The sequence below is a fragment of the Orenia metallireducens genome, assembly GCF_003001995.1.
Taxonomy (GTDB): Bacteria; Bacillota; Halanaerobiia; order Halobacteroidales; family Halobacteroidaceae; genus Orenia; species Orenia metallireducens_B.
The window spans coordinates 20770-37826 of the sequence record NZ_PVNB01000007.1 but is presented as its reverse complement, the minus strand read 5'-3'; the positions used below and the strand labels follow the sequence as shown (position 1 = coordinate 37826).

The following is a 17057-nucleotide window of genomic DNA, read 5'->3' as shown; positions in this document are numbered from 1 at the left end:
AGCCAATAGCTGATAGCTAGTAGCTAATAATAAGGAGGAGATGAGAATGAAGAAGGAGATAAAGATAGGTTTATTAGGGTGTGGAACAGTAGGTTCTGGTGTCTATAAGATATTAGAGCAGAATGCTGAAAGTATTGCTAATAAATCAGGAGCTAAGCTAGTAGTTAAGAAGGTGTTAGTTAAGGATAAGAATGAACCTTTGGCAGTTGATGTTGATAAAAATCTTCTAACAGAGAATTTTGAAGATGTTATCAATGATGATGAGATAGAGATTATTATAGAGGTGATTGGTGGAGTAAATCCTGCCAAAGACTTTGTTTTAAGATCCTTAGAGAGTGGTAGAAGTGTAATCAGTGCTAATAAAGAGTTGATAGCTAAGCATGGTGAAGAAATTTTAGCTACTGCTGATGAAAATAGTGTTGATTTTTACTTTGAAGCCAGTGTAGGTGGAGGAATTCCTATTATCAGTCCATTAAAAGAGAGCTTGGCTGGAAATAAGATTACTAAAGTAATGGGAATTGTTAATGGAACTACTAACTATATCTTAACTAAGATGGATCAAGAAGGGGCTGAATTTGATCAAGTACTAAAGAAGGCTCAAGAGCTAGGTTATGCAGAGGCTGATCCAACATCTGATATAGAAGGATATGATGCAGCTTATAAATTAGCAATTTTGGCTTCTATTGCTTTTGAATCTAGAGTTAATATTGAAGATGTCTATATGGAAGGTATTACTAAGATAACTAAAGAGGATATTACTTATGCTAAGGAGTTAGGCTATAAGATCAAGCTATTAGCTATCGGAAAACAGAACGATGGAGTTGAGCTTCGAGTCCATCCAACATTATTACCACAAGAGCACCCAATTGCTAAGGTAGATGATGTATTTAATGCAATCTTTATTGAAGGTGATGCTATTGGTGAAGCGATGTTTTATGGACCAGGGGCAGGTCAGATGCCAACAGGAAGTGCTATAGTTGGAGATGTAATTGCTGCAGCTAGAAATATTAACTTTGGAGCACAAGGCAGAATTGCTTGTACCTGCTTTACTCAAAAAGAGATTAAGGATAGATCTGAAGTAGAGAGTAGTTTCTATATCAGATTAGAAGTACTAGATCGACCAGGGGTCTTAGGTGAAGTTACTAGTCTTTTAGGTAAGCAATCTGTCAGTCTAGAATCGGTAATTCAGCATGGAAGAAGTAATAGTACTGTACCATTGGTTTTAGTGACTCATGAGGTCAAGGAAGGAAACCTTAATGCAGCATTAGAAAAGATTAAGGCTTTAGATGATGTAAAAGAGATTGCAAGTTTAATTAGAGTCGAAGACTATAATTAATATAGTCTACAGTGCAAGCTGTTAACTGCTTTAAAGAATGGGAGGAGAAGAAATGGGCTTAATTGTACAAAAATATGGAGGAACTTCGGTAGGAAGTTCTGAAAGAATCAAAAGGGTGGCTAACCGAATTGTAAAGAGAAAGAGAGCAGGAAATAAAATGGTAGCAGTAGTATCAGCAATGGGAGATACTACTGATGAGTTGATTGGATTAGTAAATCAAATTACTGATAACCCTCCTAGAAGAGAGTATGATATGTTAATCTCTACTGGAGAGCAGGTATCTGTCTCTTTATTGGCTATGGCTATCCATGAACTTGGGGAGGATGTTATCTCTTTAACTGGTTCACAGGTGGGGATTATAACAGATGATATACATAGTAAGGCTAAAATCCTAGAGATCAAACCTGACCGTGTAGAGAAGGAGCTAGCAGAAGGAAAGATTGTTATAGTGGCAGGTTTTCAAGGGGTAACTATAAATAATGAAATTACTACATTAGGTCGTGGAGGCTCTGATACAACGGCTGTAGCAGTTGCCACTGCACTAAGAGCAGATCTATGTGAAATCTATACTGATGTTGATGGTGTTTATACTACAGATCCTCGTATGGTAGAAGATGCTCGTAAATTACCTGAAATCTCCTATGAAGAGATGTTAGAGCTAGCAAGTCTTGGAGCAAATGTATTACACCCACGTTCAGTGGAGATTGCTAAAGAGTATAATGTCAAGTTGGCTGTTAAATCTAGCTTTGCTTGTAGTCCAGGGACAATTATTAAGGAGGTAGAAGAATTGGAGAAGAATATAGTTGTAAGTGGAGTAGCATGTAATAAAAGTGAGGTAAAATTATCATTAGTAGGAGTACCAGACCATCCAGGCATCGCTTCAAAGGTCTTTACTCGGTTAGCACAAGAGTCTATTAATGTGGATATGATTATCCAGAATGTAAATTATGATGGGGTAAATGATATTACTTTTACTACTGATGAAGATGATTTTAAACAGACTAAAAAAGTATTAGAAGAGATGAAGGATGAGTTAAATTATAGAGAGTTACTTTGTGACAATCAAGTGGCTAAGGTATCTATCGTTGGTGCAGGGATGGTTACCAATCCAGGCGTAGCAGCTAAGATGTTTGAGGCTTTAGCAGAAGAAGAGATTAATATCGGTATGATCAGTACCTCTGAAATCAAGGTCTCTTGCTTAATTGCTAGAGATAAGGCAGAAAAGGCAGTTAGAGCTATTCATAGTAAGTTTGAGTTGGACAAGCTAGGGATAGACAATGATTAAAGTAGAGGTTCCTGCTACTACTGCCAATTTAGGACCAGGCTTTGATACTTTAGGGATGAGTCTAGAACTATATAATGAGGTAGAGGTTGCTGAGATTGAGGAAGGCTTAGAGATTGAAGTGGTTGGTTATGGTAGTGATGAATTGACTACAGATAAGAGTAATTTAATCTATCAATCTATGGAAAGGGTCTTTACTAAGGTAGGATACTCTCCTCAAGGGTTGAAGATTAAGTTGAAGAATAGAATTCCTCTAGCCCGTGGTTTAGGAAGTAGTGCTGCCGCAATAGTGGGAGGATTGGTTGCAGCTAATAAATTAGCAGGTGAAAAACTATCGATAGATCAGCTGGTAGATTTAGCTACTGAGATAGAGGGGCATCCTGATAATGTGGCTCCTGCACTATTGGGGGGAGTTGTGATTTCGACAGTCAAAGGTTCTAAGGTAGTCTATAAGAAGCTAGCAGTACCGGCCAAATTAAAGACCGTTGTCTGTATTCCTGACTACCAATTATCTACTGCTAAGGCTCGAGAGGTATTGCCAGCAGAGGTTTCCTTTAAAGATGCAGTCTTTAATTTAAGCCATACTGGATTACTCTTAACGGGATTATTGACAGAGGATTATACTTTGATTAAAGAGGCTTTAGATGATAAATTACATCAGCCATATCGCCAAGATTTAGTGCCAGGGCTGGCAGAAATCTTAAAAGAAGTAAAATCTGATGCTTTAGGAGTAACTATCAGTGGTTCAGGACCTACTGTAATTGCCTTTACTTTAGAGAATGAAGGTAAGATTGGAAAGAAGATGGTAGATATCTTTGCTGAACATGGTTTGGATTCCCATTATATGATTACCCATCCCACCAATCAAGGTGTTATTATCTTAGAGGATTAAACTAGAATATTTCGTTAGTCTTAAAGAGGTACAAATTATTGTACCTCTTTTTTCTATATCCATTTGAAAAAGTGTCACAACATCCCCATAATGTATCAACTACTACATTTATTTAATTGAATTTATGCTAAGCTAATTGGTAGAGATATTAGTTATTTTTTAAATAAGGTGGAGAGATAAAAAAGAGGGTTTAAAGCTTAAATGTAGAATTATGTTATTAGATGTATAAATTCAGAGATTTTCATAAAAATATATTTTTTAAAAGTTTTTTTGTACGGGAATTGATTATTATTTTTATTATTGGAAAGGCAGCTGAGAATCTCTGAAAAAAATAAACTAAAGGAAGGTAGGTATTAAAATGAAAAGAATTTATGTTCTGCCAATGGTAGTATTATTATTAATAACAATGGTCACTCCATCTTTTGCAGCTAACAAATATGGGTCAAAAGCCTATGGTATGGGAGGAGCCTTTACTGCTGTAGCTGATGATGCCAGTGCTGTTTACTGGAATCCAGCGGGTTTAACTCAGAGTGGATTGTTGGGCTTAGGGCTTAATCTTGGTGGACAGGCAAAATCTGATGATATAGAAGCAATCCAAGACTTTATTGATAGTATCGATACTATCCAAAGTGAACAAGATGATCTGGAAAAAATAAATAAGGTTAAAAACTTAGAGTTTCCTGATGACGTTGATTTGAATGTCAATGGAATGTTAGCTCTCAATTTGAAGAGCTTTGGTCTAGGGATAATCGGTAATAGCCAATTACAGACTAGTTCTTCTGAAGTAAATGGTCTTAAGACCAAATATGCTCAAAATATGGTAACTGGAGAGGGGATCGTCTCTTTAGGAACTAAGATTATAAATCCTCCATTAAATATTGGGTCTATTGCTTTGGGAATGAATGCTAAATATGTATCTAGACGCTATGATGCTGTAACATATACCTATAATGAGGATATAGCATATTTTAACTCATCAGAATTAAATGATGAAGCTACTGGTTATGGAGTAGATGCAGGAGTTTTAATTAAGGTAACTAACATGGTTAATCTGGGGGCAACAGTTAGAAATGCAGTTTCTAAGCTAGAGTGGGATAAAAGTTCTGATTTTTCAGATGAATTAGAAAGAACAGTAACTTTAGGTGCAGCTGCTAAATTGCCATACCCACTTGCTGCAACAGTAGCTGTTGATGTGGAGATGCCAGAGGATCAAGAGGATATCTATCATGTTGGATTAGAGAAGAGAATTATTGCTGGATTATTATCTTTAAGGTTGGGGGCTTATGAACAAGATGGTCAGGACAGAGTTTATACTGGTGGTTTAGGAATAAATATACCATTTATAGATTTGAATGTAGCTGTTGATTCTGATGACTATGTCAGTTTATCAGGAACCGTTAAATTCTAAAGATATATTATTTAAAGAAATATTAATAGCTAAGACTGCTAGAGATTTAATCTTTAGTGGTCTTATTTTATTTTTTGTACTAGTAAATTGGAGTCTTATCCGCAAATTATAAAGAAATTGGAGCTAAATAGTTATTATTACTAATAAGAGCGGCTGAGAACCCTTGATTTAAAGTTATAGAGTTTGATTATTTGGCTATTATTTCCTAAAATAAATTATAGAAGGTAATAGTTAGGAGGTGTATTCATTATCATCTACTAATTTTTTCAGTATTATAGTTTTATTAGTATCTTAAAGAGTATTTGCAATAGTTAAGATAAGAATAACAATTATCAGACTGAAAGGGGATGACATAAATGTTACGCTTAGATGAGCAGATAAAAAAGGATGTTATTGACCAGCTCTATTGGGATAGCCGTGTTGATGCTTCGAATATAAATGTTAAGGTAGATCAAGGGAGAGTAACTTTAACTGGGACAGTTCCTACTTATTTTGCTAACAGCTCAGCTGTAAATAGTGTCTGGGCTGTAGAGGGTGTTAAGGATCTAAATAATCAGCTTGAGATTAAATATCCTCAAAGTATAGTTAGACCTACCGATAATGAAGTTGAAGCTAAAGTAGAGAATAGAATTATGGATAGTCCTGATATTGGTATCCAAGATATAAATATTAATGTAGATGCTGGATGGGTTAAATTAGAAGGTTCAGTAGATACTTATTGGAAGAGGATCTATGTTGAAGATATTATCTCTAAGCTGAATGGAGTTAGAGGAATTGAGAATAAGTTAACAGTAGTACCTAGTGAGGATTATTTAGATAAGAATATTGCTGATAAGGTCAGTAGTGCCTTAGAGAGGAATATGTATGTCAATGAAAATAAAATAAATGTAAAGGTTGAAGATGGGGTTGTAACCTTAAGTGGAAAGCTGAGAAATCAAAGAGCTATACAAGAAGCCTTTGAGTCAGCTTATCATACCATTGGTGTTAAAGATGTAGATGATCAATTCTTATTGGCTAGTTAAGAGGTTAGAAGATTTTCTAACCTCTTAACTTTCACTGATTAGATCTATATCAATTAAGGAGGGGTATAGTTATGGATACAATTCATGATAAAAATGGAGATACAGTTGCTTGGTTAAAGGATGGAGCTGTTTATGATGAATCTGGAGAACATAGATTGTTTATCAAAAATGATAGAGTCTTTAATAGTGAAGGTGAATATCTTGGTGTCTTTAAGAACGGGTTCTTTAGAGATAAAAACGGTGAGATAGTTGCATTCACAGATAATGCAGAAAATTTACCAATACTACCAACTACTCAGATAGGTCCTGCACCTACTCTAGCAGCAATAGCCCCGATACCTGATGCAATTTCCTTCCCTCAAATAATGCCTGATCCTATAAACAATTGGTCTGATTTGAGTTGGGAAGAGTTTGTGAAAGCCAAAACTGAGGAGAATAGTAATGAGCAACAATTAATTAATAAGGTTTAACAGGATATTATCCTAGTTTAAGGTTAAGTCTAAAGCGGAATTTAATGGGGATATTGGGACACTTGTCACTTTGGCAGTTAGGGGTTGGATAGTTGGATTTTCTAATCCCTACCCACCTAACTCCTGAAGGTCGCTTTTTTCTATATAAAGACAGATTTAAATTTGGTTTTAAAGTTGAATGACTACTATATCAAGGAGGGGATCAAATGGATGCATTTTATAATAAGTTAGGAAAGGTAGTAGCTTGGTTAGAGGATAAGTATATATATGATATAGCGGGAAACTATCAAGCCTTTATCAAAGAAGAGAAGGTCTTTAATAAGGATGGAGAGTATATTGGAACCCTCAACAATGGTTATTTTAGAGATAAAGAAGGATATATAGTAGCTTTTAATAGTGATGTGACAGAGAATTTAGATCTGCCACCTCTGCAAGTTATACCAGAACCTGGTTTAGCTGATGTACCGTTTATTCCAGAGGTTATGTATAGCTCTGAAAATACAATCCGAGAGTTTAATCAATGGTCTGATCTTAATTGGGAAGAATTTATAGAAAATGATTATCAATTAGTAAGCTAATTAGTTGAACCAAGATAAAAAAGTCTTACTTTCTATTATAGATGAAAGAGGTGATAGCTAGATGGACTTCTTTGAGAAGAACCATCAGAATTATTTAAAGAAGAGATTAGCTTATTTAAATAACGATGTTAAGATTTTATTCTTTACTAAAGATATAGATTGTAGTATTTGTAAAAAGACAGAAGAATTTTTAAAGAATCTAGTCCAATTATCTGATAAGTTGAGTCTTAAGGTCTATAATTATAGAGTGGACAAGAGTAAGTCAGAGGAGTATGATGTTCATAAAGCTCCAGCAATCTTAATTTTGGATAAGCAAGGTAATGAATCAGGAATTAGATTCTATACTAAGCCTACAGACCATCAATTAGAGGCATTTATTAAGTCTTTATTATTGGTTTCAGGCAATGGAGCAGAGCTACCTGAGAGGTTAGAAGAGAGAGTCGCAAAGATAGATGAGATGGTACACATTCAAATTTTTGCAGATAAAGAATCTCCAGATGCTAGCCAGCTAGCAGAGATGACAAACCAGCTAGCTTTAGCAAATAAGAAGATTAGAGCAGATATGATTGAAACTACAATCTTTGATAATTTAGCTGATAATTATAATATTAGTAGATTACCAAAGGTTATGATCAATAATAAAAGAGAGTTTGTTGGACTAAAGGGGATGGAAGATATTTTAGAGGAGATAGAGAGAGTACATTAATAAGTTTAATATATAATAGATAAGAGCCTAGCTAATTAGCTAGGCTCTTATCTATTATATATTTGAAGATTGAATTATTTTTTACTCTAGTTGTTTTGCTATCACAAATAACCTAGTATTAATGTAAGTCTAAGAAATGGTGTAAGTGCTTCCCAAAGAGTCCGATAATAGAAGCTAAATGATATAAGTTCTTTCTAAGGTAAAAGGATTTATTGAAATTATTATTCTGATAATTATAAAAGGATATAATCTCTTTTTTAATATGAGCATCACTACCAAAGGTAGCAAATTTGTCTTTGCTCTTTCGTATTCTGCTGGCAACAAAATTTCTTTTCTTAGATAAGGTATGATTATAGGTTTCGATAGCATCTACTTTAGTGGTAATCTGGTGAATATAATCTTTATTCTTCAGATAATTTTTCTGGGCCATTCCAGCAATGTGGGGGATAGAGATAAAAGAATCATATCTTCTGGCTTCTTTTAAGTAATAATCATAGGATTGCTTAGTACGAGCAATTTTATTTCTATATTTAAAAGGTTCTACATTCTTAATATAAAAGTCAATTAAATCTTTGATCTCTTTAAAATAGATTAAAAATTCAAAGCCATCATGACAGCCAACCTCTATCCCTGGGACTATATTTATTGCTCCACTTTCATATAGTGCAACATTACTTTCGATATTATTATGGTCTGTAACTGAGATTAGGTGGGGTGTATCTTTTAGAAATTCCTTCAAAAACTCGGTATCAATCAATCCATCAGATGCATTGGTATGAATATGGAGATCTATATAGCTGTGAGTGGTTCCAATTAGAAAATCATCAAAGAAGCTGGAAATCTTATTCTTCTCTAGCATTGAATTTCTCCTTCTATTAGGATTTTAAGAGAAATAATCTCTTAATTTATACATCTTTTTAAGTAATAATATGAAATAAAGCGACTTATGTTAATTATATCAGTAAGTAGAGTTAACTACAAGAATAAGATATTTGGATGATAATTGCTAGTACAATAGTATATGGTTAGAGAGGTCTATTTTGTGAGGATGTGAAGGCAGTTAATTGAGGTATTGAGTGATAGCTGATTGATAATGGGTATATTGGGACACTTTTATTTTTTAAAAAGTAGACAAATTATTAGGTTCCGCCTAAGGGCGGGTTACGTTTTTCCTTGATGAAAAAGTAACCAAAAAATCAAGAAGAAAATTAAACTCACTACGCAATCAAAATATTAATTATTATCATTAATCATATTCTTTATTTAAAATTTGATTAAACTCTAAATTCCAGCTCAATTTTTGCTTCGTTCAAACAGGAATCTTCTTCGGTTTTAAAGATTTTAACTGTCAACCGTCAACTGTAAACTGAAATAAAAGTGTCGCATTATCATTATATAACAACACTTTTATAGTTATAGGATTCTATATTACTATAACTTTACAGCAGGATTTGAGTTTATAATAGCAAAGCTTTATAATAAGTTGCTATAATTTTATTAAGTTTAAAGGATAAATTCTCTTAGATTAATATAGATCTGCTTTTAGTAATAATTTAGCGAGAATTTGAGTGAAATTTAGAGATAGGAGTGGAGATGATTTGAAGTATAAAAGAGTATTTTTGATTATGATTATATTACTTTTGATGACTATTCTAGTGGGATGTGAGGGGCAGGGAGATTTAAAGATAATTACCTATGATAATCAAGGGGATTTATTAGATGATGTTTATGTAGGTCTTTATTCAGCAAAGTATGAACAACGTCTGGATTTTGCTTATACAATCAATGGAGAGGTCAACTTTATAGGGTTACCTAGTGGCATATATAGAGTTAAACTGGTCTCATGGGAGAGTTCAGAGGAGTTAGAGATACAGATTAAAGATGGAGAGAGCACTTATTTAAAGCTAAAGATTGAGTAACTATAGTCATTCAACTTTACAAAGAAATTTAAATTAAGGTTAAGTTGGATGACGGTAACGGGTAACGAGTTGAAATCAAAAAACATAAAAATACTACAAGTTTCACTTTAGGCTTGGTTATCAGTATTTATATAATTAATTTCCTAAAATTTTTAAGTAAGAATTAGAGGTAGGAGTGGTTAAATGTTAAAATATAGTAAGAGCTTTTCCACTATATTATTTATAATATCAGCTCTATTTTTGATAAATCTACCAGCAGATGCGGTTTCAGATTTGGAGAAGGAGATTGCAAAGAAGAACTTGGTCAAGTATCAAGAAGAGTATGGGCTTGCTTATTTAGAAGCAACAGCTAGAAATCGGATTTATAATATCTTTGATAGACTGTCTGCAGAGGCTGCCAAAGATGCTCGAGACTTGAACTTCAAGTTATATATTGTCGATGCACCTGTATTAAATGCAGCTTATCTTGGTGATGGGAACTTAGTACTCTTTAAAGGGCTAGTAGATCGCTTAAAAGATGATAATCAGTTAGCAGCAGTTATCGCCCATGAGTTAGGCCATGGTGTCAATAATGATATAGAGGAGAGTATTAATCTAATTCAAGGCTTACAGGTAGGTGGAGTACTTTTTGAGACCTTTACCAAGGGTAATAGATATGAAGGGATTTTAGATGTGGCAGGAAATATTGGACTTAATTTATTGGAAAAAGGTTATAGTCGAGAACAGGAAAGGGATGCTGATGAATATTCAGTATCTTTAAGTGAAAGGGCTGGCTATGACTCTTATGGTGCTATAGAGCTAATGTATATTCTTAAAGAAGGTGGTAGTAATGATACTAGATTAGGAGAGCTGTTTTCTAGCCATCCTAATTTAGATAATAGAGTAGATTATTTAAAGGACTTGGTTAAGAGCTTTAAGGATGCCAAAGAGTTATATTATTCACCGATTGCTACTGCCAGGGCTTTGGCTCAAGGGATATTAAGTGATAATTTAGAGATGGTTTATGGAAGTTACTGGAATAAAGTTCAAGGGAATAGGTCTTTAAATCAACTTAAGAATAATAAGAATTTAAAGCAGATAGAAGAAAGGATAGTGATAATAAGTTTAGATAATTTTGGGGAGCTTGGGTATACTTTAGAGCTAAGAAATCAAGTGGAAAACACAGCCAGAGTAGCTATCTCCTTTTATGATGATAATAATCAACAAGAAGATTTATCATTAGCTATTGATCTAATTAAAGATCAGTATGGTTGGAAGCTTGTAAGGGACCCAAGAATTTATAATTTAAAATGAGAAGTTAGATCTAAAAGTCAGTATTAATACTGACTTTTACTATGCCTTTATGACAGTGTTAGAAAGTATAAAAAGTGCTACTTAAATAAATAATCACTTATTCTAAGCAGAAGCAAGGAGTGAAGTTATTGATTTTAATTATCCACATCGTCATATTTTTGTCAAAATTAAGGTTTATAATGTAATAATAAGGTACAATTTATAAAATAGCTCATTTAATTGATATTAATTGGGCTATTTTTTATAATAAAGCTATAATTGTTAAGGAGGTTGTTTTTAGATATGGATATTGCACAGCTAGAAATGAAGGTTGCTAAGAAGAAGGAGTTAATCAGTTTAGTCAAGCAAGAGATAGCAAAATCAGTAGTAGGACAAGATTATATGGTTGAAAGAATCTTAATTGGAATCTTTACTGGTGGTCATATATTATTAGAAGGTGTACCAGGTTTGGCTAAATCACTGACAGTCAACACCTGCGCTAAGGTTTTGGGGGTTGATTTTAAAAGGATACAGTTTACTCCAGATTTATTACCAGCAGATATTTTGGGGACAGAGATCTATAAACAGCATACAGGAGAGTTTGTGACCAAAAAAGGTCCAATCTTTGCTAATATTATCCTTGCTGATGAGATTAACCGGGCACCAGCAAAGGTACAGTCGGCTTTATTGGAGGCTATGCAAGAAAAGCAGGTTACTATTGGTGAGAAGACTTATCTGTTAGATAGACCTTTTTTGGTATTGGCTACACAAAACCCATTAGAACAGCAGGGAACTTATCCTTTGCCAGAGGCTCAACAGGATAGATTTATGATGAAGTTAAAGGTAGGTTATCCAAGTAAAGCTGAGGAGAAGAAGGTTATTGACTTAATAACTGAGCAAGGAAGATTGGAAGATATTCAGATAAATAGACTGTTAAGTAGAGATAGTATCTTTGAGATTAGAGAGATAGTCAGAGATATCTATGTTGATGAGAACCTAAAGGACTATGTTCTTGATATTATCTTTAAGACTAGAGAAGAGAATGAATACATAGCTTGTGGAGCATCGCCAAGGGCTTCTATTAATTTAATTTTAGCAGCTAAGGGGCGAGCCTTCTTAGAAGGCAGAGCTTATGTAATACCTGATGATATTAAAGCAGTAGTTTATGATGTCTTGCGTCATAGAATCTTACTTAGCTATGAAGCAGAGGCTGAGGAGATCAGTGAAGAGGATATAATTGCTGATATTTTGGATAATGTAAGATTACCATAGAAACAGTGAAGAGTGGATTGGAAAAATTCGGTCGGAAATTTTTCTCTATGAGTTTTGAGAAGCTCTCCGTGATTATAAAGTTTCTCAGAAACATGAAGCTTTATTTCTCCTCACGAAGAGTTCGAAGAACTCGAAGGAAGAAATTTGATAATAATTATTGTTTTACTGGTCACTCGTTACCCGTTACTTATCACTGAACTTTAGGAGGTGAATTATTATCGTTTCTAAAGATTTGATTAAAAAGATAAGAAGGATAGAGATTAAATCTAATAGAATTATTGAGGAGATATTTTCTGGAGAGTATCGCTCTGCCTTTCAAGGCAAGGGGATGGAGTTTGATGAGATCAGGGAGTATTATCCTGGTGATGAGATTAGAAGTATAGATTGGAATGTAACGGCTCGCCAGAACAAGGCCTATATCAAGAAGTTTCATGAAGAACGGGAGCTGAATATGTTTCTCTTAATAGATATGTCCCGCTCTAATAGTTTTGCTAAGAAGAAGGATATTATAGCTGAGATTGGTGCTACTCTTGCCTTTTCGGCAGTGAAGAATAATGATAAGGTAGGTAGCATTCTATTTACTGATAAGGTGGAGAAGCTGATTCCGTCTAAAAAGGGGAAGAGGCATGTCTTATCTATTATTGAGGAGATTTTAAGTTTTCAACCTAATAATCAAGGTACAGCTATTAAAAAGGCTCTACAGTATTTCAATAGAGTAGAGAAGAAGCGGAGTATAGTTTTTTTAATCTCTGATTTTCTTGATAAGGATTATGAGAAGGAGTTAAAGATAGCTGATAAGAAGCATGATCTAGTTTTAATTAGAGTTATCGATAAAGGAGAAGAGAGTCTACCAAAGGGTGCTATCTTTGAATTTGAAGATTTAGAGACTGGTGAGACTATTGTTTTAGATAATTTACAGGGTAGAACTGAGCTGGAATCTACTATTAAATTACCAGTTAGGAATTTACTTAATATCTATACTGATGAAGATTTTGTGAAAGCATTAATGCTATTCTTTAAAAGGAGAATGAGATGAGAATGAGAAGAAATTTTATTTTATTAGCTGTGCTCTTAGCTGGGTTAGTTTTAGTTAATAGTTATGTATATGCTGAAAGTAGAGCTATTCATATCGGCGATTTGATTCAATTAGAGATAGCTAAGACCGATCTATCCCAAGCAGAGATTAGAGATAGCTTTAAAGATTTTGAGATAGAGAGCTTAGAAAAGATAGATTCAGGATACAAAATAGCGATTAGGAGCTTTGAAGCAGGTAAGAAGATTGTCAAGCTAGGTGATAGGCAGTTGAAGATTCAAGTAGCATCTACTTTGGATGAGATCGATCGCCAGGATATCTTTAAAGGTGATTTAGAGGCTAAGGAGGTCGATAAGATGCTTCCTATGTATAAGCTGTTAGTTGTGATGGTGGCTGTGATTGCATTATTATCATTTTTGCGTTTAAGAAAGATATTTAGCAATAGAAGTAGAAAAGAGTTGAGTGTTTATAGTCAGTTTAGAACTAAGATAGAGGAGATTAAGCTAGAGGATGATAATTATTTTGTCTATTTAACCCTTGCTTTTAAGGATTATTTAGAACAGACCTTCAATCGTAAAATTATAGGTAAGACCTCTAATGAAATTATTGCAGAGATAAATTATATTCCCCAATTAGATGATTATTTAAATCAGATTAAAGAATGGTTGAGCTTTGTTGATATCTGCAAGTATAGAGGCAAGGAGGTCAGCTTAGAAAAGAAGAAAGAGAAGCGTGAAGAGTTGATTAGAATAGTCGATTTGATAGAAGCAAGTAAAGAAGGTGTGAATTATGTTTAGATTCTTGCACTGGTATCTTTTATTTTTGATTCCGATATTTATCTATCTTTTTTTGAAGAAGAGAAGGAGTAAGAGTATAGGGTTTTCAAGTATAGCTCTGTTAAAAGAAGCAGGGTTGAAGAAGACAATTAAGCATAAGTTTGGCAGGTATCTAATCTTAGCTGGAGTTATTTTATTGGTAGTTGCTCTAGCCCGTCCTCAGTCTGGAAAAGAGCTTAGCAATATCAAAAAAGAAGGGATAGATATTGTAGTAGCTTTAGATGTTTCGGGGAGCATGAAGTCGATAGATTTTGATCCAAATCGTCTAAGTGTAGCTAAGGATACTATTAGTAAGTTTGTTGAGGGCAGGGAGGGGGATAGAATCTCTTTGGTTATCTTCTCTGGTACAGCTTATACTAAGATACCTCTGACCTTAGATCATAATATCTTAAAAGAGACTTTAGCAAGGACAAGTACAGAGGATGTTAATAGAGATGGAACTGCCATTGGGATGGGGATTTCTGTTGGGATTAATCGTCTCAAGAAGAGTAATGCCAAATCTAAGGTCATCATCCTAGTGACCGATGGTGAGAATAATGCAGGAAAGGTTAATCCCAAGACAGCAACCCAGTTAGCTAAGGATATGGGGATTAAGATCTATACCGTTGGGGTAGGCAGTGATATCACTAAGATACCTGTTGGAAAAGACTTTTTTGGTCAAATAAGATATCAGACCTATCGTGGTGGTTTAGATGAAAAGCTATTAAAGCAGATTGCTACAGATACTCAGGGAGAGTACTTTAGAGCTAAGGATCCCAATGCTTTAAAGGAGATATTTGATAGAATTGACCAGCTTGAAAAGACAAAATTTGATGTTAATAATTATTTTGAATATAGGGAATTGGCTTTTGGGTTTATTAAATGGGGACTATTACTCCTTTTAGTTGGGGTCTTTTTAGAGAAGTATCTCTTTGTTAAAATACCGTGACTATAATTTACAATTGATAATGTACAATTAAAAGATTAAGTTCTTAAAATATTTTGATAGTTTTAATTATCAATTGTTAATTGTAAATTGTACATTGCTTTAATTTGGGGGTGAGTTGAAGGTGGAGTTTAGTAATACACATAATTATATATTTTTTTTAATTCCAATTTTAGTACTTATAACTTTAATTTTGGCCTATCAGAAGCGTAATTCAATTATTAAAGCCTTGTCTTTTAATATAGATTATAGGTTTAAGGTAATTAAACCTACCTTAATGACCTTGGGGATTATATTGATAGCCTTTTCTCTATTAGGTCCTCAGATTCTTAAGGGGTATCAAGAGGTCGAACGATCAGGCTTAGATCTATACATCTTAGTCGATACCTCTAAGAGTATGTTAGCTGAGGATATCAAACCAAATAGGTTGGCAAGGAGCAAAAAGAGTATAGAGAATTTAATCGATTCTCTAGAAGGAGATCGGATTGGTTTGATTCCTTTCTCCTCAGACTCTTATGTCCAGATGCCTTTAACTGATGATTATGATCTAGCAAAGATGTTTTTAGAGGTAATCGATACTGATCTGATTGCTGGAGGAGGAACAAATATTGCTGCTGCCCTAAAGTTAGCTAAAGAGTCTTTTGACGAATCGGCTAAGGGTGATAAAGTTGTAGTTATCTTTAGTGATGGGGAGGAGCACAACCAATCTGGAATAGAGGTAGCTAAGGGTCTAGAAGAGGTGAAGGTATATACAGTAGGTGTAGGTAGTAAAGAAGGGGCATTAATTCCTGCATATGATAGTCAGGGAACTAAAGTCGGCTATAAGAGAAATCAAGCAGGCAAGTATGTCAACTCTAAATTGAATATCGCTTCCTTAAAGAAGATTGCTGAGAATGGAGGAGGGAAGTTCTATCTTGCTTCTTTAACCGGTGGTGAGATTGGACAGTTGATTGATGACATATCCAAATTAAAAAGGGATAAATACAGTAAGGATAAGGTGAAGAAGTTTACTAAGATATATCAGTATTTCTTAGCCACTGGTCTATTCTTATTCTTAGTAGGATATCTTTTACCTGAATGGAGGGGGCTTAAATGAAGAGAAGCTCTTATTACTTTATCTTTATTTTAATGATAGTAATCTTATTGACAGGATGCAACAGGGAGCAAAAGAGTATAGCTCAGCTGCTAGAAGAAGGGAATCAACTTTATAATCAGGGTAAATATCAGGAAGCTATAAAGCATTACCGATCAGGATTAAAAGTTAATTCCAATAACCAGCAGCTAAATTATAATCTAGCCAATGCTTTATATAAGCAGAAGAGATATAAGGAGTCTTTAACTTATTATAATCAAATAGCCAAAGATAAAGATCTTTATATGAACATAGGAAATGCTTATAAGAGGTTAGGAGATCAGAGCCAACAGATAGCTGAGAAGATTAAAAATTATCAAGAGTCTTTGCACAACTATAAATCAGCAATTAAACTAGATATGAATGATAGAAAGTTGAAGTTTAACTATGAATATGTCGATCAATTATTAACTAAATTGAAAAAAAAGCAGAAAAATCAACAAGATAATAAGAAAGAACAAGAGAATAAAGAAAGTCAAAAGAAGAAAGAGAATCAGGATGGTCAGAAGGGCTCTCAAGATAAAGAAGAACAGAATAAGGATAATAAGCAAAATCAAGATAATAAAAAAGAAAATCAAGGGGATAAGCAAAATCAGGAAAATAATAAAAAATCAGATGGAAGAGAAGGACAGAAAGACCAACAAGAGCAAAAATCTAGTGAAGATAGTCAGGTCAAAGAGAATAAAGCAGACGATAAACAGAAAAATTCTGCTCAAGAAGCTACTCCACAACAGCAGGAGGGCAAGCTAGACCCAAAAAAGCTAGAGGAAGCATTAACTATACTCCAAGCACTGGAGAAGGAAGAGAAGGATAGTCTTAAGAATAATCAACAGATGAAGCAGTCTGGAGATAATCAAGAGGATAATTATGATTGGTGATAAGGACAGTGAGAAGTGATGAGTAACGAATGATTAGTTAAGAATTAAAAACTACTGACTTGCCTTATTTGTCATTCACTGTTTTTTACTACTCAC

17 protein-coding genes are annotated in these 17057 nt (G+C 34.1%); 16 read left to right on the top strand and 1 reads right to left on the bottom strand.

Going from position 1 to position 17057, the window contains the following annotated elements; translation table 11 throughout:
* Positions 1 to 46: 46 nt before the first annotated feature.
* The 8 genes from BX659_RS06660 (at position 47) to BX659_RS06625 (ending at position 7694) form a co-directional block, all read left to right on the top strand.
* The gene (locus BX659_RS06660) at positions 47 to 1336 is read left to right on the top strand and encodes a homoserine dehydrogenase (RefSeq protein WP_097017226.1); all 1290 of its coding nucleotides are present in this window, start codon (positions 47 to 49) and stop codon (positions 1334 to 1336) included.
* A gap of 52 nt (positions 1337 to 1388) precedes the next feature.
* On the top strand, positions 1389 to 2621 hold the full coding sequence (locus BX659_RS06655) for an aspartate kinase (RefSeq protein WP_097017225.1): 1233 nt from the start codon (positions 1389 to 1391) through the stop codon (positions 2619 to 2621).
* The gene (gene thrB / locus BX659_RS06650) at positions 2614 to 3510 is read left to right on the top strand and encodes a homoserine kinase (protein ID WP_097017224.1); all 897 of its coding nucleotides are present in this window, start codon (positions 2614 to 2616) and stop codon (positions 3508 to 3510) included. Before BX659_RS06655 ends, thrB begins: the two co-directional genes overlap by 8 nt.
* 358 nt (positions 3511 to 3868) lie before the next feature.
* Positions 3869 to 4918 (top strand): hypothetical protein, encoded by a 1050-nt coding sequence (locus BX659_RS06645; RefSeq protein ID WP_097017223.1) that lies wholly within the window; start codon positions 3869 to 3871, stop codon positions 4916 to 4918.
* A gap of 356 nt (positions 4919 to 5274) precedes the next feature.
* Positions 5275 to 5940, top strand: a complete 666-nt coding sequence (locus tag BX659_RS06640) for a BON domain-containing protein (RefSeq protein WP_097017222.1) — start codon at positions 5275 to 5277, stop codon at positions 5938 to 5940.
* 71 nt (positions 5941 to 6011) lie between these two features.
* Entirely contained in the window at positions 6012 to 6410 is a 399-nt protein-coding gene (locus tag BX659_RS06635; protein ID WP_097017221.1) for a 4-fold beta flower protein, read from the top strand.
* Positions 6411 to 6616: 206 nt separating this feature from the next.
* Positions 6617 to 6988, top strand: coding sequence for a 4-fold beta flower protein (locus BX659_RS06630; RefSeq protein ID WP_097017220.1), 372 nt, complete (start codon positions 6617 to 6619; stop codon positions 6986 to 6988).
* Positions 6989 to 7049: 61 nt separating this feature from the next.
* Positions 7050 to 7694: a thioredoxin family protein gene (locus BX659_RS06625; RefSeq protein ID WP_097017219.1), complete on the top strand. Its 645-nt coding sequence runs from the start codon at positions 7050 to 7052 to the stop codon at positions 7692 to 7694.
* Positions 7695 to 7812: 118 nt separating this feature from the next.
* On the opposite strand, the gene BX659_RS06620 is transcribed toward BX659_RS06625, so the two are convergent.
* On the bottom strand, positions 7813 to 8553 hold the full coding sequence (locus BX659_RS06620; RefSeq protein WP_097017218.1) for a PHP domain-containing protein: 741 nt from the start codon (positions 8551 to 8553) through the stop codon (positions 7813 to 7815).
* A gap of 739 nt (positions 8554 to 9292) precedes the next feature.
* On the opposite strand from BX659_RS06620, the gene BX659_RS06615 reads away from it, so the two are divergent.
* From BX659_RS06615 to BX659_RS06580, 8 genes are all read left to right on the top strand, one after another.
* Positions 9293 to 9613: a hypothetical protein gene (locus BX659_RS06615; RefSeq protein WP_097017217.1), complete on the top strand. Its 321-nt coding sequence runs from the start codon at positions 9293 to 9295 to the stop codon at positions 9611 to 9613.
* 183 nt (positions 9614 to 9796) lie between these two features.
* Positions 9797 to 10906 carry a M48 family metallopeptidase gene (locus tag BX659_RS06610; protein WP_106231772.1) on the top strand — a complete coding sequence of 370 codons (1110 nt, stop codon included), beginning with the start codon at positions 9797 to 9799 and terminating at the stop codon, positions 10904 to 10906.
* A gap of 282 nt (positions 10907 to 11188) precedes the next feature.
* The gene (locus BX659_RS06605; RefSeq protein ID WP_181186426.1) at positions 11189 to 12157 is read left to right on the top strand and encodes an AAA family ATPase; all 969 of its coding nucleotides are present in this window, start codon (positions 11189 to 11191) and stop codon (positions 12155 to 12157) included.
* A 217-nt stretch (positions 12158 to 12374) separates the two neighbouring features.
* Positions 12375 to 13193 carry a DUF58 domain-containing protein gene (locus BX659_RS06600; RefSeq protein WP_106231771.1) on the top strand — a complete coding sequence of 273 codons (819 nt, stop codon included), beginning with the start codon at positions 12375 to 12377 and terminating at the stop codon, positions 13191 to 13193.
* Positions 13190 to 13987 (top strand): hypothetical protein, encoded by a 798-nt coding sequence (locus BX659_RS06595; RefSeq protein WP_106231769.1) that lies wholly within the window; start codon positions 13190 to 13192, stop codon positions 13985 to 13987. The genes BX659_RS06600 and BX659_RS06595 overlap by 4 nt, the downstream gene beginning before the upstream one ends.
* Positions 13980 to 14954, top strand: coding sequence for a vWA domain-containing protein (locus BX659_RS06590; protein WP_097017213.1), 975 nt, complete (start codon positions 13980 to 13982; stop codon positions 14952 to 14954). Before BX659_RS06595 ends, BX659_RS06590 begins: the two co-directional genes overlap by 8 nt.
* Positions 14955 to 15075: 121 nt before the next feature.
* On the top strand, positions 15076 to 16047 hold the full coding sequence (locus BX659_RS06585; protein ID WP_106231768.1) for a vWA domain-containing protein: 972 nt from the start codon (positions 15076 to 15078) through the stop codon (positions 16045 to 16047).
* Positions 16044 to 16961, top strand: coding sequence for a tetratricopeptide repeat protein (locus BX659_RS06580; protein WP_106231766.1), 918 nt, complete (start codon positions 16044 to 16046; stop codon positions 16959 to 16961). Before BX659_RS06585 ends, BX659_RS06580 begins: the two co-directional genes overlap by 4 nt.
* Positions 16962 to 17057 lie beyond the last annotated feature (96 nt).